This is a genomic window from Microbacterium murale, assembly GCF_014635185.1.
Taxonomy (GTDB): Bacteria; Actinomycetota; Actinomycetes; order Actinomycetales; family Microbacteriaceae; genus Microbacterium; species Microbacterium murale.
This window is the reverse complement of record NZ_BMCM01000001.1, coordinates 377,301-398,323: the sequence shown is the minus strand read 5'-3', so window position 1 is coordinate 398,323 and position 21,023 is coordinate 377,301. Positions and strand designations below refer to the sequence as shown.

The following is a 21,023-nucleotide window of genomic DNA, read 5'->3' as shown; positions in this document are numbered from 1 at the left end:
CGTCGGGATCACGCCAGCGTGAGAAGCCGGGCGGGGTTCGCGACCAGCATCCGCTCCACGGCATCCGCGCCGATGAGCGACCGCAGCCGGGGCAGGTACCTGTCGCCGAGGTAGGCGAGGCCGGGCATGCCGCCGTAGGAGATGTAGCGAGTGCGGCGCGCGACGTCGCCGCCGAGAAGGATGCGGTCAGCTCCCACCTGTGACACGACCTGCTCTGTCAGGCCGAGCAGCTCCGCATCCGAGCGGGTGCGAGGCCGAGCGAAGCCGTCATAGCCGAGGTACGCGCCGCGTTCGGCGAGCGAGGCGTGCAGCCCGGCATCCGGATCCCGGTCGGCGTGCGCGAGTACGACCCGATCGGATGCCACGCCCTCCGCCGCGAGCAGATCCAGCGCCTCGTGCGCCGCGGTGCAGAACTCCAGGTGCACCATGATCGGCGCGTGCGTCGCACGGTGCGCGGTGGCCAGAGCGTCGAGCGTGGTGCGCTCGAACGGGCTGATCCGCCAGTAGTCGAGCCCGCCCTTGAGCATTCCTGCGCGCACCGGCCTGCCTCCGGGCGTGCGGGCGAGCGGTACGTCGGGGCTCTCGAAGACGACGGCGTCGTCCACGGGCATCCCTCTTGTCACCTCGCCGATGAAGAGCTCCGCGAGCTGCTCGGCCGTCCACACCTGCATCGGATGCTCTTCGCCGTAGTGCGCCTCGCGGTGGCGGCCGGTCGTGGCGATGACGTGCAGCCCGGCGGAAGCGCTGATGCGTGCGATGGCTTCCGGATTCCGACCGAGGCCGAACGGCGTGGCATCCACCATCGCGGTGAAGCCGCTGCCCTTCAACAGGGCGGCTTCCGCGCCCGAGGCATCCTCATCGTCGAGCTCATCGCCCGGTAGCAGCGGGCTCACCTGGAAGAGGTGCTCGTGGTAGTTCGTCGACCCGAGCAGCGCCGGGTCGATGTCGCCGAGGACCGTGCGGATCATCAGCGCACTCCCTCGGCGGCCTCCGCGAGCTGTTCGACGACCTCGGGAGTGAGATCGAGTTCGAAGACGTCGGCGACGACCTGCGACCAGCCGTGGATGAAGTACCGCCAGCCGTCGACGACATGCAGTCCGCGCTCGGCTTCCTGCGCGCGCGCCTGGTGCAGGAACTCCAGCGAGCCGCGGTAGTTGAACTCCCAGACGTACGCGCCTTCGGGGAAGACGACGTTGTCCGGCAGGGGAGAGCCTGGGCGATCCTTGCCGAGCCCGGTGGCGTTGACGATGAGCGATCCGGGAGGCGCTGCGGCGACGATCGCGGCGGCATCTTCCGGAGCATCGGTCCGCGCATATTCGATGAACCCGTCGCGAGTTCCGTGCTGGCGGTGCACCTCGCGCAGGTGTTCGAGCTTCTCGTCGTCGCGCGCGGTCACGATCACACGGGAGGGGGCATCGGCCCGCTCGGAGAGCGCCCAGCTGAGTGCGGTGCCCGAGCCGCCGGCGCCGAGGATGACGACCTCGGCGCCGGTGCGCACGAAGTGGTCGGCGGGCAGGAAGTCGTTGAGCGCGAGGTCGACCGTGATCGGATCCTTCGCCCGTCCGGACACGCGTGAGCCCCGCTTGGCGATGCTGGAGATCTCCGAACACGACACCGCGAACGGGTCGAGCTCGTCGAACAGGTCGGATGCCGCCGCGTACACATTCATCTTGTGCGTCGTGACGAGCGCACCGCGGTGATGTGGGTCGTCGCGGATCTGCTCGACCATCGCGCGGTACAACTCGGGCGCGGCGTCCATCGGCAGGTCGTGCCCGACGAGCGTGCGGGTGGGAAGACCAAGGATGTCGGCCCACAGCGGGAACACCTTCATGATCGACGACGAACCGGTGGTGACGCCGACGAAGCCCATGTAATCGGACGAAGGAGCGGTCATGATGCGGCCTTTCGGATGACGGGGAAGGCGGGCTCGCGCCCTGCGAGGACGGCGATCACGTCGTCGAGCGACATGGAGCCCATGTTGTCGACGGCCTGTGTCGTCTGCGCCCCCAGATGCGGGGTCACGATCACGCGGTCGGCCAGTTCGGGGGCGAGCAGGGGACTGGCGGATGCCGCGGTGTCGCCGTCGAGCGTGTCGGCGGCGTAGCCGGCGAGGATGCCGTCGCGCAGCGCGTGTGCGACCTCGCGCTCGTCGACCAGGTCGGGCCGGGCGGTGTTGACGATGATCGCGCCGCGTCGGATGCTGTCGAGCAGAGCACCCGCGACGAGTTGCTGCCCTCCCGGAGCGTGCAGGGTGATGAGGTCGGCGGTGCGGAACAGCTCGTCGACTTCGACGGGCTCGGCGCCGAGTTCGCGGATGCGCTCGGCCGGTAGGAACGGATCGGCCGCGAGAATGCGCGGGCCGAACCCGCTCAGCCGCCTGGCGACGCCTTGGCCGATGCGGCCGAAGCCGACGATGCCCACGGTCGCGGCGCCGAGCTCACGTCCGCGGCGCACACCCCAGTCGCCGTCGCGCACGCGCCGGTCACCGTCGGGGATGCAGCGCAGGGCAGAGAGCATGAGGCCGACGGCGTGGTCGGCGACCGCATCGGCGTTGGCGCCCGGCGTGTTGGTGACCAGGATGCCGCGAGCCTCGGCCGCGTCGATGTCGACGGCCTCGGTGCCGACGCCGTAGCGGGCGATGACCCTGAGGTTCGGTGCAGCATCCAGATGCGCGGCCGTGACGGGGCCGGTGCCCGCGATCCAGGCATCCGCTATCGCGAGCAGCGGAGCGAGCGTGTGGAGCTCGTGGTGCGCCGGCCCTCGGACGATCTCGTGCCCGGCATCCGCCGCTCGCGCGACGAGGTCGATGTCGCCGTCCGAGAATGAGCGGCTCGTGGCGAGGATGATGCCCATCAGCGTGCTCCTGCGGCGAACCACGGCGCCAGGGCGTCGTACGCGGACGTGAAGCGCGCGTGCCGCGCCGCATGCACACCGTGGCGCCCGGCATCCGGAACGAACTCCGCCGTCACCTCGCTGAGCTCCCGCGCGGCGGAGAAATCGGCGAGCCCGAGCCCGACTGCACCGGTGACGGCGGCACCGAGGCTGTTCGCCTCCTCGACGATCGTGCGTCGCCGCACCGGCACGCCCCACACATCGGCGAGGATCTGCAGCAGCACGTCGCTCTGCGCACCGCCGCCGACGGCGTCGATGCGGTCGATCGTCGCGCCCGATTCGCGGAAGGCATGGATGCTGGTGAGCAGGTTGTACCCCAGGCTCTCCAGCACTGCGCGGACGAGGTGCTGGCGGGTGTGATGACGGCCGATGCCGACGAAGGCGCCGCGCGCGTTCGGGTCCCATATGGGGGAGCGCTCGCCGAGCAGGTAGGGCAGGAAGTAGAGGTCTTCCGTGTCGAGATCGCTGCCGGCCTCGGCCGTGAGCCGAGCCGTCTCGGGCTTCGCGGGGTCGGGGGAGAGCGCCTCGCTGATCCACTGGATCGAGGCGCCGCCGGCCTGCATCGTGGCGGTCGGCACGAACGATCCGGGCACGACGTTGTCGAACGTGAAGGTGCGCATGCCCTCATCGACCAGTGGCGTGTGTGACGCGAACGAGATCCACGATGACGTGCCCAGCGACACGTACGCGCCGTCCTCGGGTGCGACGATGCCCGATCCGACGGCGGCCATCGGCCCGTCGCCACCACCCATCACGACCCGAACACCCGGGTGCAACCCGAGGGCTTCTGCGGCAGCATCCGTGAGCGAACCGGCGATCGCCGTCGAGTCGAGGATCTCGGGGAAGAGTGATCGGTCGAGTCGTGCCGCTGTCAGCACCTCGTCCGACCAGTCGCCGCTCTGCTGGTCGTAGGCGTTCGTGCCGGAGGCATCGGAGCGGTCGGTCGCCAGGCGCCCGGTGAGGCCGAGCACGATGTAGTCCTTGGCGATGCAGAAGCGGCGCACGCGGGCCCACACATCGGGCTCGTTGTCGCGCACCCACATGACCTTCTCCACCGAGTAGGTCGGGTTGAGTCGATGCCCGAGGAGTCGATATGCGTGTTCGGCGCCGAGTGCACGTTCGAGCTCACGCTGCTGTGCGCCGGCGCGAGTGTCGGCCCAGATGATCGCCGGGCGCACAGGACGGCCGTCGCCGTCGAGCAGCACCGCGCCCATCATCTGGCCGCTGACGACGAGTCCCTGCACGTCGGCCGACGAGGTCGCCGTGCGGGCGAGGAGGTCGCGGGTCGCCGATACGACGGCATTCCACCAGTCCTGAGGGTTCTGCTCTGCGACGCCGCCGGCGGCGAAGTGCGCCGGATAGCCGACGGTCGTGGATGCCACGAGTCGGCCGTCGTCGTGGTGCAGTGAGGCCTTGTTCCCGGTGGTGCCGAGGTCGTGGGCGATGATCACGTGCGTGCCTGCTTCGTTGGTTGCGGTTTCCTGATCGTGCTGTTTTGGAGTATACCTGTCATTACAAGTCCTGTAGTTACAAGTCGTAGGAGATCATCGTGAGCACCCCAACCGCCGTGGATGTCCCCACCCTGCTGGAGATCTCGCCGCAGGGCGGCATAGAGGGGCGGTCCCGCCGCTATGAGAAATACCTCGGTGACATGGATGGCGTCTACCGCGATGAGCAGGCGTGGCAGGATGCCGTCGGCGAGCGCGGCACGGACGACCTGGTCTACTGGGTCGACGACCAGCGCTACCAGGAGGGCCCCGGCGCACTGATCGTCGGCACCAGCACAGTGCTGCCGGGCCTGTACGGGGAGGAGTTCGCCGTGACCCGCGGGCATCTGCACGCCGTGGCGGATCGGGCCGAGCTGTACTACTGCCTGAGCGGGCGCGGCGTGATGCTGCTGGAGACGCTCGACGGGCAGACCTCGGCCGTCGAGCTCGCGCCAGGCCAGGCCGTCAACGTGCCCGGCCACTGGATCCATCGCAGCGTGAACGTGGGCGACGAGCCGTTCGTCACGCTGTTCTGCTACGCGGCCGATGCGGGGCAGGACTACGCCGTGATCGCAGAGGCGGGCGGCATGAAGAACCTCGTGGTCGCGGACGGCGACGGCTGGGCGCTGAAAGACAACCCCGACCACACCGGGTACCGCGCGGGCTGAGGCTGCGGGCGGCTACCGCTGGCGTGCGCGGTACGCGGCGACGGCGTTGCGATTGGTGCAGGTCGTGGAGCAGTAGCGGCGGGAGCGGTTGCGTGAGAGGTCGAGGACGATCCCCTCGCACTCCGCGTCTGCGCACACCGCGAGTCGGCTGCTCTCGTCTGCGCGAACGACGTCGAGGAGCGCCATCGCTGTTTCGGCGAGGATGCGTTCGGTGAGTGGTCGGTCGTCGGCGACGGCGTGCAGGTGCCAGTCGGCCCCGTCGTGGCGGACGACGTGGGCGTCGAACGTCACGTCGCGCAGAGCGTCGTTGATCTCTTCCACCATCGCGTCACGTGGAGCGAGCAGCATCCTGCGCAGGCGCGGGCGCAGGCTGCGCAGGGTTGACAGCTCATCGGCATCGTGGTCGATGCGGCCCGTGTAGGGGAAGGCTGCGAGGAACTCGTCGAAGTCGTGGCGCGATGCGAGCGTGTCCGGGTCCTCTGCGGTGTTGGCGAGGTGGACCGCGGCGCGCAGCGCTTCGACCGTGTCATCTGTGAAGAGCATATTGACACCTTACAACCGAGGCGGATAGCGTCATCGATCATGAGTACTTTGGCAGATGACAGCCGTGTCCGATCCGGCTTGCGGCTCGGACTACCGCTCGCGATCGGTGCGGCGTTCGCGTTCGGGATGTCCGGCGCCTGGGCGCGCGGACTGATCGACGCGGGGTGGACGCCGGGTGCAGCGGTGACCGTGCGGATCTGGGTCGCGGCGCTCGTGCTGCTCATCCCGACCGTCATCGCGCTGCGTGGTCGGTGGCGGCTGCTCGTGCGCAACGCGGGGATCATCGCGGCGTACGGGCTGCTCGCCGTCACCGCCACACAGCTGTTCTACTTCCAGGCGGTCGCCGTGATGGATGTCGGCCTCGCGCTGCTCATCGAGTACACCGCACCGATCGCCGTCGTGCTCTGGCTGTGGCTGCGGCGGGGCGAGAAGCCCACCGGTCGCAGCATCCTGGGCGCATTGATCGCGTTTGCGGGCCTCTTCCTCATGCTCGATGTGCTCTCTGGGCGCATCGTCGACGTCGGCGGTGTGCTTTGGGCGTTCGGCGCGATGGTGGGTGCGGCGACCTATTTCATCCTGTCCGCCAAGAGCGACACTGGTCTCCCTCCGCTGGTGCTCGCCGGGTCCGGCCTCTTCGTCGGCGCGATCGGTCTGACCGTCGCCGGCCTCATCGGCGTGCTCCCGATCGCCTGGAACACGGATGACGTCACCTACCGGTTCGGAACCGTCCCGTGGTTCGTGCCGGTGCTCGCCATCGGGATCATCGCGACCGCGCTGGCGTACGTGCTCGGGATCGTGTCGACGCGGCTGCTCGGCTCGCGGCTGGCCTCGTTCATCGCGCTCGCCGAAGTTGTGGCGGCGCTGCTTTTCGGATGGCTGCTGCTCGGTCAGTTGCCGAACCTGCTGCAGGGTCTCGGGGCGGCTCTGGTGCTCGCGGGAGTGGTCGTCGTCAAGCTCGGTGAGCCCGCGGCTGCGGAGACGGGGGACCCAGCACTCGCCCCACCGGGTGAACAGTTCGTGGATGCTCTTGAAGTCCAGGACGCGCCGGACGAAACTGGCCGTGCCGGTGCTCGCACGGGCCCGGATCACTCGTAGGAGAGGACGCCGTCATGGCGCACGGAGACATCACCCACATCGATATCCCTGTGGGCGACATGGAACGGGCCAAGACGTTCTACTCGGGGCTGTTCGGTTGGGAGATCGCGGAGATCCCCGGGTTCGAGGACTACCCGATGTGGCAGGCACCGAACAAGATCAGCGGGGGAGGGCTCGCCCCGCGCAGCGCCGACTTCACGCAGCCGCGCTCGTACGTCGAGGTCGATTCGATCGACGAGACCATCGCCGCTGCCGTCGAGGCCGGCGCGACGGTCCTGCTGGAGAAGCAGCCGATCAGCGAGACGAGCTGGTGGGCGGCGATCAGTGACCCAGACGGCAACTCGATCGGACTATACGAAGGTGTGACCGACGCCGGCTGACGTGTTTGTATACCTTGATCCCCTAGCGCGGACTACAAGGGCGGCAAGTTCGGGAATTGTGTATACACTAGCTCTGTGAGCACCGCAGTCGAGCGAACCAGAGCCAGTGATCGCGCCTACGCGACGCTGCTCGATGAGATCCAGTCCGGCGAGCTCGCCCCAGGCACAGTCCTGGCCGAAGTCGAGCAGGCCGCCAGGCTCGGCGTCAGTCGCACCCCGCTGCGCGAGGCGCTGCAGCAGCTCAGCGCCGATGGCCTGGTCGAGCAGCAATCGCCGAGGGTCACGGTCGTGACGGACATCGATGCCGACGACATCCGATCGCTCTTCGAGATCCGGCGCGCGCTGGAGGAGTCGGCCGCCCGTCTCGCCGCAGTGCGCGGCGACGCCGAGCTGTTCGCACGCCTTGCCGCGGAGTTCGCGGATGCCGGAGCATCCCTCGACGCGGCGACGGGCCGCGACGACTACTACGCGCTCATCGCGCGCTTCGACCGGGCAGTGGATGCCGCGGTCGACAACGACTACATCGCCGCCGCCCTGCGCACCGTGCGCACGCACCTCGTGCGAGTGCGCCGGCTGTCTCGTGACAACCCGGCTCGGCTCGCCGCATCCGTCGCCGAGCACCGGCTCATCGCCGAAGCCCTCGCAGAGCGCGACGGCGACCTCGCCGCCCACGCCACGCACGTGCATCTGCGCAATGCGCTCACGAGCATCCTCGACAGCATCCAGAACATCGACATCACCCAGAACTCCGAGCACACCGAGAACAGAGGCCAGTCATGACCGTCACCCACCACGTCCGCGTCTACAAGAGCGAAGAAGACCTGCCCCGCGAAGGCCAGCTCGCCTGGAAGATCGCCGAGGTCGCGACCGACGCCGTCGAGGTCGAGCAGGACGTCGTCGACATGATCATCAACCGGATCATCGACAACGCCTCCGTCGCCGCGGCATCCCTCACCCGGGGCCCGATCATCGCGGCCCGCGACCAGGCGTTCAGCCACCCGGTCTCTACCGGAGGCAGCGGTGCGACCGTGTTCGGCGCCCCGCTCGACAAGCACACCAGCCCCGAGTGGGCGGCGTGGGCGAACGGCGTCGCGGTGCGTGAACTCGACTACCACGACACCTTCCTCGCTGCCGAATACTCCCACCCAGGCGACAACATCCCGCCGATCCTCGCGGTCGCCCAGCACACCGGCGCCGACGGCCGGGCGCTCGTGCGCGGCATCGCGACGGGATACGAGATCCAGGTCGACCTGGTGAAGGCGATCTGCCTGCACAAGCACAAGATCGACCATGTCGCGCACCTCGGGCCTTCGGCCGCCGCCGGGATCGGCACACTTCTCGGCCTCGACGCGGAGACGATCTACCAGGCCGTGAGCCAGGCGCTGCACACCACGACCGCGACACGGCAGAGCCGCAAGGGCGAGATCTCGACGTGGAAGGCACACGCGCCGGCCTTCGCAGGGAAGATGGCCGTCGAGGCCGTCGATCGCGCAATGCGCGGCCAGACCAGCCCGTCGCCGATCTACGAGGGTGAAGACGGCGTGATCGCCTGGATGCTGGACGGCCCGGATGCCGCGTACGAGGTGCCGCTGCCTGCCAAGGGTGAGGCCAAGCGCGCGATCCTCGACTCATACACGAAGGAGCACTCGGCCGAGTACCAGGCGCAGGCGTGGATCGACCTCGCTCGCAAACTGCACAACGAAGGCGTCGACACGTCTGCGATTGCTTCTGTGGTTCTTCACACGAGCCACCACACGCATTACGTGATCGGCTCTGGTGCGAACGACCCGCAGAAGTACGACCCGACCGCGTCGCGCGAGACGCTCGACCACTCGATCCCGTACATCTTCACCGTGGCGCTGCAGGACGGCACCTGGCACCATGTCGACTCGTACTCGCCGGAACGGGCCGCGCGAGCGGACACCGTCGAGCTGTGGAACAAGGTGACGACCCTCGAGGACGCCGAGTGGACCCGCCGCTACCACTCGAACGACATCGCGGAGAAGGCCTTCGGCGGCCGTGTGGAGATCCTCTTCAAGGACGGGTCGACGCTGGTCGATGAGATCGCCGTCGCCGATGCCCACCCGCTGGGTGCCCGCCCGTTCGCCCGCGACAACTACATCGCCAAGTTCCGCCTGCTGGCTGCACCGGTGCTGTCGCCTGAGGAGATCGAACGGTTCCTGTCGCTCGTGCAGCGTCTTCCGGAACTGACCGCAGCAGAGGTCGCAGAGCTGTCGATCATCGCGAAGCCGGGTGTCGTGGCATCCGAGCCCGTCACCAGGGGGCTGTTCTGATGCTGTACTCCACCACCACTCCCGCCGAGAAGCGGCGGCTGTTCCGCGAGCGGCTCGCGACCGGTGAGCTGCTGCGATTCCCCGGCGCGTTCAACCCGCTGAGCGCGCAGCTGATCGAGCAGAAGGGGTTCGAGGGCGTCTACATCTCGGGTGCCGTGCTCTCCGCCGACCTCGGCCTGCCCGACATCGGCCTCACGACGCTCACCGAGGTCGCCGGCCGCGGTCAGCAGATCGCCCGGATGACGGAGCTGCCCGCGATCATCGACGCCGACACCGGCTTCGGCGAGCCGATGAACGTCGCCCGCACGATCCAGACCCTCGAGGACGCGGGGCTTGCCGGAGCCCACATCGAGGATCAGATCAACCCGAAGCGGTGCGGTCACCTCGACGGCAAGGCCGTGGTCGACGAGCAGACCGCGATCAAGCGCATCCGTGCCGCCGCCGACGCTCGGCGCGACGAGAACTTCCTCATCATGGCGCGCACCGACATCGCCGCCGTCGACGGACTCGAGGCTGCGAAGGACCGGGCCAAGGCGCTGGTGAATGCCGGCGCCGATGCGATCTTCCCCGAGGCGATGCGCTCGCTCGAGGAGTTCGCCGCGATCAGGGCGGCAGTCGACGTGCCGATCCTGGCGAACATGACCGAGTTCGGCAAGAGCGACCTCTTCTCCGTCGATCAATTGAGGGATGTCGGGGTGAACATCGTCATCTGGCCGGTGTCGATGCTGCGGATCGCGATGGGCGCGACCGGCCGTGCACTCGATACGCTGAACGAAGAGGGGCATCTGACCTCGAAGCTCGGCGAGATGCAGCACCGCGCCGACCTCTACGACCTCATCGACTACGAGTCGTACAACCACTTCGACTCCGGCGTCTTCAACTTCACCGTTACGAAGGAGTGAGCAATGGCTGACAACGAGATCAAGAAGGGCCTCGCAGGGGTCATCGCCGATGAGACGGCGGTCAGCAAGGTCAACCCCGAGACGAACAGCCTGCTCTACCGCGGATACCCGGTGCAGGAGCTGGCGGCGACGCAGTCGTTCGAGGCGGTCGCGTACCTGCTGTGGCATGGCGAGCTGCCCACTGACGAACAACTGGATGAGCAGCGAGCCACCGAGCGTGCGCATCGCGCACTCGCCCCCGAGGTCAAGGATGCGATCGATCGTCTGCCGTTGGATTCGCATCCGATGGACGAGGTGCGCACCGCGGTCAGCGTGATCGGTGCGATCGAGACTGCCGGCATCAGCAATGTTCTGGATGCCGTCGGCACGCCGGAGGAGAATCTGCAGCGCAGCCTGCAGCTGTTCGCCGCCCTGCCGGCGATCGTGTCGTACGGGCAGCGTCGTCGTCGCGGGCTTGAGGCGGTCGACTCGCGTGACGATCTCGACTATGCGGCGAATTTCCTGTGGCTGACCTTCGGCGAGGAGCCGGATGCTGTGGTCGTCGACGCGTTCAACCGCTCGATGATCCTGTATGCGGAGCACTCGTTCAACGCGTCGACATTCACGGCACGAGTGATCACGTCGACACTGAGCGATCTGTACTCTGCGGTCGTCGGTGCGATCGGCGCGCTGAAGGGCCCGCTGCACGGCGGCGCGAACGAGGCCGTGATGCACATCTTCGACGAGATCGGCGGTGCGTCCGAGGTCTCGGGATGGCTCGACAAGGCGCTCGCCGAGAAGCGCAAGATCATGGGCTTCGGCCACCGCGTGTACAAGCGTGGCGACTCGCGAGTGCCGACGATGAAGGCCGCGCTCGACACCCTGGTCGCGCATTACGACCGTCCCGACGTGGCGGAGCTGTACGAGACGCTCGAGAGGGAATTCGTCGAGCGGAAGGGCATCTACCCGAACCTCGACTACCCGTCTGGCCCGGCGTACAACCTGATCGGCTACGACACGCTCACCTTCACCCCACTGTTCGTCGCCGCGCGCATCTCCGGCTGGACCGCGCACATCCTCGAGCAGCAGGCATCCAATGCCCTGATCCGCCCCCTGTCGGCGTACAACGGCCCTGATGAGCGGCATATCGCGGAGTACGAGCCGGACACCGCGGCGATCGACGTGCTGGAACGGCCGGAAGAGGCAGCGGGCTGATCCGCCCGGAACCCACCGAGGGAGAATCATGACGGAGCGCAGCGAAGCGGTTCTGGTCGACGTCGTCCGCACCCCGGTGGGGCGCGGCAAACCCGGCGGGATGCTGTCGGACGTGCATCCTGTGGATCTCGCCGCGGGAACGCTGCAGAAGGTCCTTGAGCGCAACGGCCTGGAGTCCAGGCAGATCGACGACGTGCTCCTCGGCTGCGTCAGCCAGGTCGGCGACCAGTCGATGAACATCGCCCGACAGGCGGTGCTCGCAGCGGGATTCGACGAGACGATCCCGGGCGCGACGATCGATCGGCAGTGCGGATCCAGTCAGCAGGCCGTGCACGTCGCGGCCCAGGGGATCATCGCAGGCGCCTACGACGCGGTCTTGGTCGGCGGCGTGGAGTCGATGAGCCGCGTTCCGCTCGGGTCGTCCGCCGCAGGTGGATCGCCGATGTCGCCGCGGTTGCGCGCCCGCTACCCCGACGGCCTGGTCAACCAGGGCGTCTCGGCTGAGCTGATCGCGCAGCGCTGGGGAATCGGCCGGGAAGAGCTCGACGCATACGCGGCCGAGTCGCACCGGCGCGCAGCCCAGGCCTGGGCGGACGGGTTCTTCGACGGCACTGTCATCGCGGTCGACGAGGCTCCGGACGCACGAGCCGACGAGACAGTGCGCCCCGGAACGACCGCCGAAAAGCTCGCCGGACTTCAGCCCGCGTTCCGTACCGACGCACTCGCTGCGCGATTCCCGGAGTTGGAATGGCAGATCACGCCAGGCAACTCCTCACCGCTGACGGACGGCGCATCCGCCGCCCTGCTTATGAGTGCGGAGCGCGCCGAGGCTCTCGGGCTTCGCCCCCGCGCCCGGTTCCACGCCTTCTCCGTGGTCGGCGACGATCCGATGATGATGCTCACCGGTCCGATCCCCGCCACTCGACGCATCCTCGAGCGCGCCGATCTCACGATGGCCGATCTCGATGCGTACGAGGTGAACGAGGCGTTCGCCTCCGTCCCGCTCGCCTGGGCCGCGGAGCTGGACGCGGATGCTGTGAAGCTGAATCCCCGCGGAGGCGCGATCGCGCTCGGTCACGCGCTCGGCTCGTCCGGGACGCGTCTGCTCGGAACGCTCGTCGATCACCTCGAAGCGACCGGTGGCCGCTACGGCCTGCAGACCATGTGCGAGGGCGGAGGCATGGCGAACGCGACGATCATCGAGCGGCTCTGACGTCCAGACCTTCCGGTCAGGTGCTCTCGGACAACTTCGGTCGCGCCCAGCGCGCGGGGAGATGGGGACCGTCCCACACCTGGATCACGCCCCACAGTGCGGCTGTGATCGGCACGGCGAGAATGGCTCCCACGATGCCACCCAGCACCGTGCCGACGGTCAGGGCGACGAGGATGACGAAGGCGTGCAGCTTCATCGAGCGTCCCATCAGCACCGGCTGCAGGAAGTTTCCCTCCAATTGGTTGACCAGTACGACGATGCCGACCACGATGAGGGCGTTCACCCAGCCGTTGGCCACCAGTGCCACGAGGGCGGCGAGGATTCCGGCGACGGTCGCTCCGACGATGGGGATGAAGGCGAGCAGGAAGACCAGCACGGCGAGCGGGATGGCGAGAGGAACCTGCAGGATGAGCAGGCCGATGAGGATGCCGATCGCGTCCACTGCCGCGACCGTGGCGGTGCCGCGCACATACGAGCCGAGGGTGCTGACGGTCTTGTCTCCGATCCGGCGAGCTCGAACATAGCCCTGACCGCGGAACGGGCGGAGCAGGAACTCCCACATCCGCGGGCCATCCTTCAGGAAGAAGAACAGGATCGTCACCATCAGCACGAGGCCGGTCACGAAGCTGGCGACGGCGCTGACTCCGGCGATGGCGCCGGAGCCGAACTGTGCGCTCGTGACGAACTCGGTGAGCGTATCGACCCACTCGTCGATCTGCTCGGGCTGCAGGAAGTCGAACGGCAGTGTCTGCAACCAGGCGAGCAGATGCTGGAAGCCTTCCTCCGCCTGTGAGTAGAGATCGTCCCACTGATCGAGAACGGCCCACACGATCAGCCAGCCGAGCGCACCCAGGATCACGACGATCCCGAGCAGGGTGATCACGGTCGCCAGCAGCGACGGCACACCGCGACGCCGCATCCAGCCCATCACGGGATTGAAGGCACAGGCGAGGATCAGAGCGATCATCAGCGGGATCGTGACGAGCGTGAGCTGTTGGAATGCGAAGATGATCCCGGCCAGGACGGCGACCACGACGATGATCTGAATCGCACGGATGCCGAGCTTGCCGAACCCGTCTGCCCAGAGGCTCCACGGCGCGCGAGTCGCTTTCAGCTCGACGTCCTGCGACTCGAGTCGCACCCGTTGCGGATCATTTCGGAACAGTCCCATGCACCCGAGGCTAGCTCCCAGGTCGCGGTTGCGCCGTTACTCCGCACGGATAACGGCAGAACCGCGACCTGGACGAGCGGTTCAGGACCGCGCGACCTCCAGCTCGATCACGGACCACGACAGCGGCGGCAGGCTCGCCCGCACCGCCCCGTCGACGATCTCGGCGCCGGGCAGCGGCACCATCCGAACGGAGTCGGGCGCGCTCTCGAGATTCGCGGTGAATCGGTCGCCGTCTTCGGGGATCGTCAGCGTCTCGGCGTTCGTGACCCGAAGGTTGCCCAGCCCGCGCAGATCGACAGTGAGGTCGTTCGACTCCTCCAGCGAGCGGTTGGCGACGAACACGACCAGTCGGCCGGTCTCCTCGTCCCACGTCGCGGCCGCGTCGACGGCATCCACGTCGCCGTATCGCTTGGTGCTGATCTGCGACGACGACACGGCGAGGCGCAGGATCTGCCCGCGCGCGAGGCGCGCCATCCGCTCGAAGGGCCAGAACGTCGACTGCCGCCAGGCCGCCCCACCCTCTTCGGAGCGGATCGGGGCGATGACATTGACGAGTTGCGCCTGATTGGCGATGCGCACCCGGTCGCCGTGGCGCAGCAGGCTGTTGAGGAAGGTGCCGACGACGACGGCGTCCGTCACCGAGTAGGTGTCCTCGATGAGGCGCGGGTGCGTGCGCCACGACTTCGACACCTGGTGCGGCTGGTCCTCGGTGTCGAGCCCCGACTGGTACCAGACGTTCCACTCGTCGAACGAGATGTCGACCTGCTTGGTGTGCTTGCCCGCGGCCTTCACCGCGTCGATCGTCGCGACGACGCCCTCGATGAAGGCGTCCATCTCCACGGCCTCGGCGAGGAACGACTCGGCGTCGCCGTCGTGCTCCTGGTAGTACGCGTGCATCGAGATGTAGTCGACCTCGTCATACGCGTGCGTGAGCACCGTGTGCTCCCAGGTGCCGAACGTCGGCATGCCGCGGTTCGACGATCCGACAGCGACGAGCTCGATCGAGTCATCGACGAGTTTCATCGCCTTCGCCGTCTCCTGTGCGAGGCGGCCGTACTCGGCGGCCGTCTTGTGGCCGATCTGCCACGGACCGTCGAGCTCGTTGCCCAGGCACCACAGCTTGATGTCGAACGGATCGGCTGCGCCGTTCTTGCGACGCAGGTCGGACCAGTAGGTGCCGCCGGGGTGGTTCGCGTACTCGACCAGCGCACGCGCTTCTTCGACCCCGCGGGTGCCGAGGTTGATCGCCTCCATGATCTCGACGTCCGCCTCCTTCGCCCAGTCCACGAACTCGTGCAGACCGAACGCGTTCGTCTCGATCGTGTGCCAGGCGCCGTCGATGCGCACAGGTCGATCTGCCGCAGGGCCGACCCCGTCCTCCCAGAGATAGCCCGAGACGAAGTTGCCGCCGGGGTAGCGGATCACCGTCGGCCCCATCTCCTTGACGAGCGAGAGCACGTCCTTGCGGAAGCCGCGCTCGTCGGCTTGGGGATGCCCCGGCTCATAGATGCCGGTGTACACGCAGCGGCCCATGTGCTCGACGAACGAGCCGAAGAGCCTGCGCGGCACGTCGGCGATCGTGTAGTCGCGGTCGATGGTGATACGGGCGTGGGACATTGCTCTCCTTGTTTCTGGCGGTGATGCCGGTGCGGGATGGGACTACTGACCGCCGAAGCCGCTGGTCGCGACGCCCTTGACGATCTGCTTCTGGAAGATGATGAACACGATGATCAGCGGGAGGGCGGCGAGCACAGCCTGCGCCATGACCTGCGCATACTGCACGCCGTAGGCGCTGATCACGGTCTGAAGGCCGACCGGCAGTGTCATCAGCGTGGTGTCGTTGATGACCAGGAACGGCCAGAGGAAGTTGTTCCACGCTCCGATGAACACGAAGATCGCCACGGATGCGAGGATCGGACGCGACAGCGGCAGGACGATCGACCAGAAGATGCGGAACCTGCTCGCGCCGTCGACGCGTGCCGCGTCCTCGAGCTCGATCGGGATGGCGTCGAAGAACTTCTTGAGGATGAAGACCATCGCCGGCACCACGACCTGGGGCAGGATCAATCCCCAGTACGTGTCGATCATGTTGAAGGTCAGCATCTGGTAGAACAGCGGGATGATCAGCACCTGCGGGGGCACGATGATCGACGCGATGACCACGACGAACAGCCACTTGCGCCCGGTGAAGTCCAGGCGGGAGAACGCGTATGCGGCCAGCGCTGAGATCGCCAGGGTGATGAGGGTCACAGCGGCCGATGTCCACAGGCTGTTGAACGCCCAGGTGTAGACGTTGCCCTGAGACAGGATCGCGGCGAAGGCGTCGACAGTGGGCCCGGTCGCACCGATCCATGACGGGTCGCCTGACGCGGCATCCGTCTCGGTCTTGAACGCCGTGGCGATCGCCCACAGGAACGGCAGCAACCAGCCGATCGCGAGCAGGGCGAGCACCACGAATGCGGCGACGCGCAGCGGTCCGAACGGCTTCTGGCCCGGCAGGTGCGGGCGCCGGCGACGCGCGCCGGGTGCCGTGATCGTCTCGGTGTGGGAGAGAGTGGCGGTGGACATCACAGCTCCTTCCGACGACGCGAGACCAGGGCCTGCGCGACGCCGATGATGACGATGAGGGCGAAGAACACGTATGAGATCGCGGCCGAGTAGCCGAATCGGTAGTTGACGAAGCCGGCTTCGTAGATGTATTGCACGATCGAACGGGTGGTGTCGCTCGCCACGCCGCCGAGCATCTGATACGCCTGGTCGAACAGCTTCAGCGAGGCGAGGATCTGCAGGATGAGGATGAGCACGGTGGCCGGTCCCAGCTGCGGGAGCGTGATCGACCAGAACTGACGCCAGGGTCCTGCACCGTCGAGCGACGCCGCCTCATACTGCTGTGAGGGGATGTTCTGCATGGCGGCGAGGTAGAGCAGGAAGTTGAATCCGACCGTCCACCACACCGTCGCGATGACGATCGAGATCATGTTCGTGTCTGGGTTCTGCAGCCAGGCGAGCGGCTCGAGACCGAAGGCCTTGAGGATGTTGTTCGCCGCGCCGATCTGGGGGTTGAAGATCCACACCCAGATCTGCGAGATCACGGTGGATGCGAGCAGATACGGCATGAAGAACGACAGCCGCCAGAGCCACTGACCGGGCAGGCCGCGGTCGACGAGGGCTGCCATGAGCAGCGCGATCACGACGAGGGGGACGGTGGACAGCAGCGTGAACCACACGGTGTTCCACATCGACTGCCACATCACCGGGTCCGTCAGGGCTTCGCCGTAGTTGGCGAATCCGACGAATCCGCCACCGGCGCCGGTCAGGGACTGGTCGGTGAAGCTGAGATAGATGCCGTGCACGATCGGCCAAATGAGGAAGAGCGCGAATGCGACGAGGAACGGTGCGAGGAACGCCCAGCTGATGAGCTGCTCGCGATTGCGGCTCCCGGCGCGACGGAGGCGGATGCCGGAAGCGGAGCCTGTGACGATCGTGCGCGTGGCAGCGCCGGAGGCGGCGACAGAGCCGGTGGTAGAGGTGGTCATGGCTTCCACTTCCCTTCGGGGTCAGCCGGGTTGGGTTGAGCGAGCATGGTGTTCGCACGCGCCTCGAAACGGTCGATCGCGGCAGCCGGGTCGTCTCCGCTGAGCAGCACTCCCTGCACGGCGGCACCGAAATCCTCTTGGAAGCTCGAGCCCGATCCGGTGAACCATGCGGTCGGGTCGTAGACGACGTGCTCCGCGGCCTCGGCGTAGTGCGCCTGTGGAATCAGATCGGCGTACTCCGCGGATTCGGTGACCGGCAGGAACGCCGGAATGTGCCCGGCCTCCGCCCATCCGAACGAGCCCTTCAACAGATCCGCCACGAACTGATACGTCAGCTCGCGCTTGGTCTCGTCGGCGTTCGTCTGGTGGGGGAGCACGAACGAGTGGGAGTCGGCGTACACGGCCGGGGTTCCGTACAGGGTGGGGATCATCGTCGCGTCGAACGGGATGCCGGCGTTCTGCATCGTGCGCAGCTCCCACACGCCGGTCATCAGCATGCCGCTCTTGCCGGTGGCGAATTCGGCGATCGCGGAGCCGTAGTCGTTCTGGGCGGCGGCGATCTCGCCGTCGAGCAGAGTCTGCATGAACGTGAGGGACTCGACCGCGGCATCCTTGTCGATCACGGCCTTGCCGCCGAGCGGCAGCTCGATGGCGAGTCCGTGCTGGGCGTAGAGGCCGTAGAACAACCGCCACATCTGCGCCCCGTCGCCGAGATAGCCGTACGACAGCGCATGGCCCTCGGCCGTGCCGCTGACGGTGCGGAGCTGATCGAGGAACTCCTCGGGGGATGCCGTCTCCTGCAGGCGCCCGTCGGTGTCGAGCACGCCGGCTGCGTCGCAGACGTCGGTGTTGAACATCATGACGAACGGATGCGCGTCGAGTGCGACGCTGAAGAGCCGGTCGCCGACGAAGCCCTTCTCCCAGATCGGAGCGGGGAAGGTGCTCTTGTCGACGCCGAGATCGGCGAGCCGGTCGAGATCCCAGTCGTCCAGGAGCCCGCCGGGCGCCCACCCGTTGACGCGGGTGGCATGCATGATCGCGACGTCGGGAGCACGGCCGCCGGCACCTGCCATCGCGAGCTTCGTGTAGTACGGCGTCCCCCAGGCGAGCACCGTGGGGCGGATCCGGTATGCATCCTGTGCATCGTTGACCCCATCGAGCAGCGACGACATCGTGACGCCGTCACCGCCGCTCAGAAGGTGCCAGAACTGCAAAGTCTGGGTGTCGGATGCGCTGACTTGACCGGGAGCGCACCCTGCGAGCAGGGCTGCGCCGGCGGCCAGCGAGCTGGCGGTGAGGAATTGTCTGCGGGACAGATCGAGCGGGGGTGTCATCGTCACTCCTTCGTGACCAGGGGGTAGGCGCCTACATCATTACATCGATGTAATCTGCCGCGCAAGCATCCATCGACAAATCGGTGGTCGGTGATCGGCGGGCTGCCTCAGGGGCGGTAGCCGGCGGGAGGTCGTGCTGTGCTCGCGCGTTCCACGAGGCGGTGCGCAACGGTCACGGATCGCGGCGCAGCGGTGGGATCGTCGATCCTCGTCTCGAGCAGATCGAGGGTTGCCTCTGCGAACTCCCCGCGGTCCAACGCGACCGTGGTGAGGGCGGGGGAGGAGAACTCCGAGATCTCGACATCGTCGAATCCGGTGACGACCACATCATCTGGAACGCGGATGCCGTGATCGTGCAGTGCGTGCAGTACGCCGACCGCAAGGGAATCCGTGAACGCCACGATGGCGTCGAATGCCACCTTGCGGGAGAGCAGGATGTGGGTGGCATCCGCACCGCCTGCCATCGCCCACGGCAGGCGGTTGACCTCGAGCGAGGGATCGGGCACGATGCCCGCGTCGCGCAGGGCGTCGTGCACGCCTTCCAAGCGGAGCCGGCTCGTCGCGGTCGCGATCGAGTCGTCGCCGTCGGCACCGATCACCGCGACGCGTCTCGCGCCGCGCGCCAGCACATGGCGGGTGGCGTCCGCGGCCGCGAGGCGACTGTCGATGCGTACGTGATCGGCGCGATGCTGCTCGACTTCGCCGATCACGACGAGCGGTGGCAGTCGGCCCGCGTAGCGGATCACGCTGTCTTCCAAGCGGATCGGATTCAGGATGAGCCCGTCGATGAGGTGCGCGCGCGCCCGTGCGAGCAGTTCACTCTCGCGCTCCGGTTCTGCCGCCGTCTCCTCAATCAGCACAGCGAGCCCGCGATCATGCGCGCCGGCGACGATCAGCTGCATCAGCTCTGCGGAATAGGCGGTCGCGAGATCCGGGAGCGCCAGCGCGATGATCCCGGAGCGCCCCTTCCTCAAGCCCCTGGCGCTGAGGTTCGGAACGAAGTCAAGACGCTGCATTGCCGCTTCGACCTTCGACCTGGTCTCCTCGCGGACGGGGACGGTGCGGGTGACGACGTTGGAGACGGTCTTGGGCGAGACCCCCGCGAGGGCGGCGACATCCTTCATCGTCGCGCGCGGGGGAGGCATCGCTGTCATTCGGTCAGTGTAACGGCGTGCGCGAGAGGCCCGGCAGCGGCGAGTGGCGCCTCTGTCGACGTGCGCGCCGTACACTCGGGGCGATGAACGACGTATCCTCGAGGCCCGGACGCACCGTCGGCGTCCGTGACGTTGCCGCGCTCGCCGGGGTCTCCCGGCAGACCGTCTCGCGTGTGCTGAACGACCACCCCGATGTCGCGCCTGAGACCAAGACCCGCGTGCTGCAGGCGATGCACGAACTCGACTATCGGATGAACAACGCGGCGCGAGCCCTCGGGACGCGGCGATCGCGCACTCTCGGTGTGCTCGCATCCGATGCGCTGCAGTACGGACCTTCGCGTAGCATCGCCGCGATCGAGAACGCGGCACGTGCTGCGGGCTACTGGGTGAGTGCGGCCTTCGCCGACGCCGGCGATGACGACTCCGTGATCTCCGCCGTCGAACACCTCGTGGCACAGGGCGTGGAGGGCATCGTGGTCGTCGCCCCGCACGCTCGCACCCTTCGCGCTCTCGACACTCTGCGGGTGGGGGTTCCCGTGCTCACCCTGCATTCGGCGGGTCACGGATCCCGTGGTCTCTCCGTCGATCAGGCTGCCGGGGCTCGCCTCGCGGTCGGGGCGCTGGCCGACGCCGGGCACTCCCGCATCGCGCATCTCTCAGGCCCTGCCGACTGGCTGGAAGCCGAGTCTCGCACCGAGGGGTACGCGGCCGAGCTGGCTCATCGCGGACTCGATCCTGCGCTGATGCTGGTCGGCGACTGGACCGCACGCTCTGGATACGAGGCCACCCGGGCCGTGCTCGCGTCCGACGTCACCGCGGTGTTCGCGGCGAATGACCAGATGGCGCTGGGGCTACTCGGCGGTCTGCATGAGGTGGGCGTCGCCGTGCCGGACGAAATCAGCGTCGTCGGCTTCGACGACGTCCCCGATGCCGCGTACTACTGGCCACGGCTCACGACCGTGCGCCAGGATTTCGAGGAACTCGCTCGTCGCGCGGTTGCCTCGCTGATCGGAGGATCGGATGCCGCGGCATCCGCCCTCGCGCCGATCGCCCCCGTCCTCGTCGCCCGAGATTCGGTAGCCCGGCCGCGCTGACCGCGCGCCGCCCTACGGCAGCGTGCGCACAACCTTGACGCTCGCGCGGCCGCGCACGTACACTTT

General features: G+C 67.7%; 20 protein-coding genes. 9 read left to right on the top strand and 11 right to left on the bottom strand.

What is annotated here, in order from left to right; translation table 11 throughout:
- Positions 1 to 8: 8 nt before the first annotated feature.
- From IEV67_RS01855 to xylB, 4 genes are read right to left on the bottom strand one after another with little or no spacing between them, the layout of a single operon-like run.
- On the bottom strand, positions 9 to 968 hold the full coding sequence (locus IEV67_RS01855; RefSeq protein ID WP_188434829.1) for a phosphotriesterase family protein: 960 nt from the start codon (positions 966 to 968) through the stop codon (positions 9 to 11).
- Positions 968 to 1,894, bottom strand: coding sequence for a shikimate dehydrogenase family protein (locus IEV67_RS01850; protein ID WP_188434828.1), 927 nt, complete (start codon positions 1,892 to 1,894; stop codon positions 968 to 970). The genes IEV67_RS01855 and IEV67_RS01850 overlap by 1 nt, the downstream gene beginning before the upstream one ends.
- Positions 1,891 to 2,853: an NAD(P)-dependent oxidoreductase gene (locus tag IEV67_RS01845; protein ID WP_229702632.1), complete on the bottom strand. Its 963-nt coding sequence runs from the start codon at positions 2,851 to 2,853 to the stop codon at positions 1,891 to 1,893. The genes IEV67_RS01850 and IEV67_RS01845 overlap by 4 nt, the downstream gene beginning before the upstream one ends.
- Positions 2,853 to 4,343: a xylulokinase gene (gene xylB, locus IEV67_RS01840; RefSeq protein ID WP_188434826.1), complete on the bottom strand. Its 1,491-nt coding sequence runs from the start codon at positions 4,341 to 4,343 to the stop codon at positions 2,853 to 2,855. Before xylB ends, IEV67_RS01845 begins: the two co-directional genes overlap by 1 nt.
- Positions 4,344 to 4,441: 98 nt before the next feature.
- Here xylB and IEV67_RS01835 point away from each other — a divergent pair, with 98 nt between their 5' ends.
- Complete coding sequence (locus tag IEV67_RS01835; protein ID WP_188434825.1) at positions 4,442 to 5,047, top strand: glucose-6-phosphate isomerase family protein; 606 nt, start codon at positions 4,442 to 4,444, stop codon at positions 5,045 to 5,047.
- A gap of 12 nt (positions 5,048 to 5,059) precedes the next feature.
- On the opposite strand, the gene IEV67_RS01830 is transcribed toward IEV67_RS01835, so the two are convergent.
- Positions 5,060 to 5,590 carry a CGNR zinc finger domain-containing protein gene (locus tag IEV67_RS01830; RefSeq protein WP_188434824.1) on the bottom strand — a complete coding sequence of 177 codons (531 nt, stop codon included), beginning with the start codon at positions 5,588 to 5,590 and terminating at the stop codon, positions 5,060 to 5,062.
- Between the two features lie 39 nt (positions 5,591 to 5,629).
- Here IEV67_RS01830 and IEV67_RS01825 point away from each other — a divergent pair, with 39 nt between their 5' ends.
- The 7 genes from IEV67_RS01825 (at position 5,630) to IEV67_RS01795 (ending at position 12,668) form a co-directional block, all read left to right on the top strand.
- Entirely contained in the window at positions 5,630 to 6,685 is a 1,056-nt protein-coding gene (locus tag IEV67_RS01825) for an EamA family transporter (protein ID WP_188434823.1), read from the top strand.
- Positions 6,686 to 6,699: 14 nt separating this feature from the next.
- A complete protein-coding gene (locus IEV67_RS01820) occupies positions 6,700 to 7,065 on the top strand; it encodes a VOC family protein (protein WP_188434822.1) in 366 nt (121 codons plus the stop codon).
- 75 nt (positions 7,066 to 7,140) lie between these two features.
- Positions 7,141 to 7,845, top strand: a complete 705-nt coding sequence (locus IEV67_RS01815) for a GntR family transcriptional regulator (protein WP_188434821.1) — start codon at positions 7,141 to 7,143, stop codon at positions 7,843 to 7,845.
- Positions 7,842 to 9,359, top strand: a complete 1,518-nt coding sequence (locus IEV67_RS01810; RefSeq protein WP_188434820.1) for an MmgE/PrpD family protein — start codon at positions 7,842 to 7,844, stop codon at positions 9,357 to 9,359. The genes IEV67_RS01815 and IEV67_RS01810 overlap by 4 nt, the downstream gene beginning before the upstream one ends.
- The gene (prpB, locus tag IEV67_RS01805; RefSeq protein ID WP_188434819.1) at positions 9,359 to 10,261 is read left to right on the top strand and encodes a methylisocitrate lyase; all 903 of its coding nucleotides are present in this window, start codon (positions 9,359 to 9,361) and stop codon (positions 10,259 to 10,261) included. The genes IEV67_RS01810 and prpB overlap by 1 nt, the downstream gene beginning before the upstream one ends.
- A gap of 3 nt (positions 10,262 to 10,264) precedes the next feature.
- Positions 10,265 to 11,455 carry a bifunctional 2-methylcitrate synthase/citrate synthase gene (locus tag IEV67_RS01800; protein WP_188434818.1) on the top strand — a complete coding sequence of 397 codons (1,191 nt, stop codon included), beginning with the start codon at positions 10,265 to 10,267 and terminating at the stop codon, positions 11,453 to 11,455.
- A 28-nt stretch (positions 11,456 to 11,483) separates the two neighbouring features.
- Positions 11,484 to 12,668: a thiolase family protein gene (locus tag IEV67_RS01795; protein WP_188434817.1), complete on the top strand. Its 1,185-nt coding sequence runs from the start codon at positions 11,484 to 11,486 to the stop codon at positions 12,666 to 12,668.
- 16 nt (positions 12,669 to 12,684) lie between these two features.
- Here IEV67_RS01795 and IEV67_RS01790 read toward each other — a convergent pair whose 3' ends face one another.
- The 6 genes from IEV67_RS01790 to IEV67_RS01765 form a co-directional block, all read right to left on the bottom strand.
- Positions 12,685 to 13,839, bottom strand: a complete 1,155-nt coding sequence (locus IEV67_RS01790; RefSeq protein WP_188434816.1) for an AI-2E family transporter — start codon at positions 13,837 to 13,839, stop codon at positions 12,685 to 12,687.
- Positions 13,840 to 13,920: 81 nt separating this feature from the next.
- Positions 13,921 to 15,456: an arabinosylfuranosidase ArfA gene (gene arfA, locus IEV67_RS01785; protein WP_188434815.1), complete on the bottom strand. Its 1,536-nt coding sequence runs from the start codon at positions 15,454 to 15,456 to the stop codon at positions 13,921 to 13,923.
- A 42-nt stretch (positions 15,457 to 15,498) separates the two neighbouring features.
- Positions 15,499 to 16,407, bottom strand: coding sequence for a carbohydrate ABC transporter permease (locus IEV67_RS01780; protein ID WP_188434814.1), 909 nt, complete (start codon positions 16,405 to 16,407; stop codon positions 15,499 to 15,501).
- Positions 16,407 to 17,375, bottom strand: coding sequence for a carbohydrate ABC transporter permease (locus IEV67_RS01775; RefSeq protein WP_188434813.1), 969 nt, complete (start codon positions 17,373 to 17,375; stop codon positions 16,407 to 16,409). Before IEV67_RS01775 ends, IEV67_RS01780 begins: the two co-directional genes overlap by 1 nt.
- On the bottom strand, positions 17,372 to 18,709 hold the full coding sequence (locus IEV67_RS01770; RefSeq protein ID WP_188434812.1) for an extracellular solute-binding protein: 1,338 nt from the start codon (positions 18,707 to 18,709) through the stop codon (positions 17,372 to 17,374). The genes IEV67_RS01775 and IEV67_RS01770 overlap by 4 nt, the downstream gene beginning before the upstream one ends.
- Before the next feature lie 107 nt (positions 18,710 to 18,816).
- Complete coding sequence (locus tag IEV67_RS01765; protein ID WP_188434811.1) at positions 18,817 to 19,863, bottom strand: LacI family DNA-binding transcriptional regulator; 1,047 nt, start codon at positions 19,861 to 19,863, stop codon at positions 18,817 to 18,819.
- An 83-nt stretch (positions 19,864 to 19,946) separates the two neighbouring features.
- Here IEV67_RS01765 and IEV67_RS01760 point away from each other — a divergent pair, with 83 nt between their 5' ends.
- Positions 19,947 to 20,957, top strand: coding sequence for a LacI family DNA-binding transcriptional regulator (locus IEV67_RS01760; protein ID WP_188434810.1), 1,011 nt, complete (start codon positions 19,947 to 19,949; stop codon positions 20,955 to 20,957).
- Positions 20,958 to 21,023: the final 66 nt, after the last annotated feature.

Bases quoted from the DNA above. Each gene is read 5' to 3' on its own strand.
- IEV67_RS01855 (WP_188434829.1), bottom strand. From the start codon at position 968: ATGATCCGCACGGTCCTCGGCGACATCGACCCGGCGCTGCTCGGGTCG.
- IEV67_RS01850 (WP_188434828.1), bottom strand. From the start codon at position 1,894: ATGACCGCTCCTTCGTCCGATTACATGGGCTTCGTCGGCGTCACCACC.
- IEV67_RS01845 (WP_229702632.1), bottom strand. From the start codon at position 2,853: ATGGGCATCATCCTCGCCACGAGCCGCTCATTCTCGGACGGCGACATC.
- IEV67_RS01830 (WP_188434824.1), bottom strand. From the start codon at position 5,590: ATGCTCTTCACAGATGACACGGTCGAAGCGCTGCGCGCCGCGGTCCAC.
- IEV67_RS01825 (WP_188434823.1), top strand. From the start codon at position 5,630: ATGAGTACTTTGGCAGATGACAGCCGTGTCCGATCCGGCTTGCGGCTC.
- IEV67_RS01820 (WP_188434822.1), top strand. From the start codon at position 6,700: ATGGCGCACGGAGACATCACCCACATCGATATCCCTGTGGGCGACATG.
- IEV67_RS01810 (WP_188434820.1), top strand. From the start codon at position 7,842: ATGACCGTCACCCACCACGTCCGCGTCTACAAGAGCGAAGAAGACCTG.
- prpB (WP_188434819.1), top strand. From the start codon at position 9,359: ATGCTGTACTCCACCACCACTCCCGCCGAGAAGCGGCGGCTGTTCCGC.
- IEV67_RS01800 (WP_188434818.1), top strand. From the start codon at position 10,265: ATGGCTGACAACGAGATCAAGAAGGGCCTCGCAGGGGTCATCGCCGAT.
- IEV67_RS01795 (WP_188434817.1), top strand. From the start codon at position 11,484: ATGACGGAGCGCAGCGAAGCGGTTCTGGTCGACGTCGTCCGCACCCCG.
- IEV67_RS01790 (WP_188434816.1), bottom strand. From the start codon at position 13,839: ATGGGACTGTTCCGAAATGATCCGCAACGGGTGCGACTCGAGTCGCAG.
- arfA (WP_188434815.1), bottom strand. From the start codon at position 15,456: ATGTCCCACGCCCGTATCACCATCGACCGCGACTACACGATCGCCGAC.
- IEV67_RS01780 (WP_188434814.1), bottom strand. From the start codon at position 16,407: ATGTCCACCGCCACTCTCTCCCACACCGAGACGATCACGGCACCCGGC.
- IEV67_RS01775 (WP_188434813.1), bottom strand. From the start codon at position 17,375: ATGACCACCTCTACCACCGGCTCTGTCGCCGCCTCCGGCGCTGCCACG.
- IEV67_RS01770 (WP_188434812.1), bottom strand. From the start codon at position 18,709: ATGACACCCCCGCTCGATCTGTCCCGCAGACAATTCCTCACCGCCAGC.
- IEV67_RS01765 (WP_188434811.1), bottom strand. From the start codon at position 19,863: ATGACAGCGATGCCTCCCCCGCGCGCGACGATGAAGGATGTCGCCGCC.
- IEV67_RS01760 (WP_188434810.1), top strand. From the start codon at position 19,947: ATGAACGACGTATCCTCGAGGCCCGGACGCACCGTCGGCGTCCGTGAC.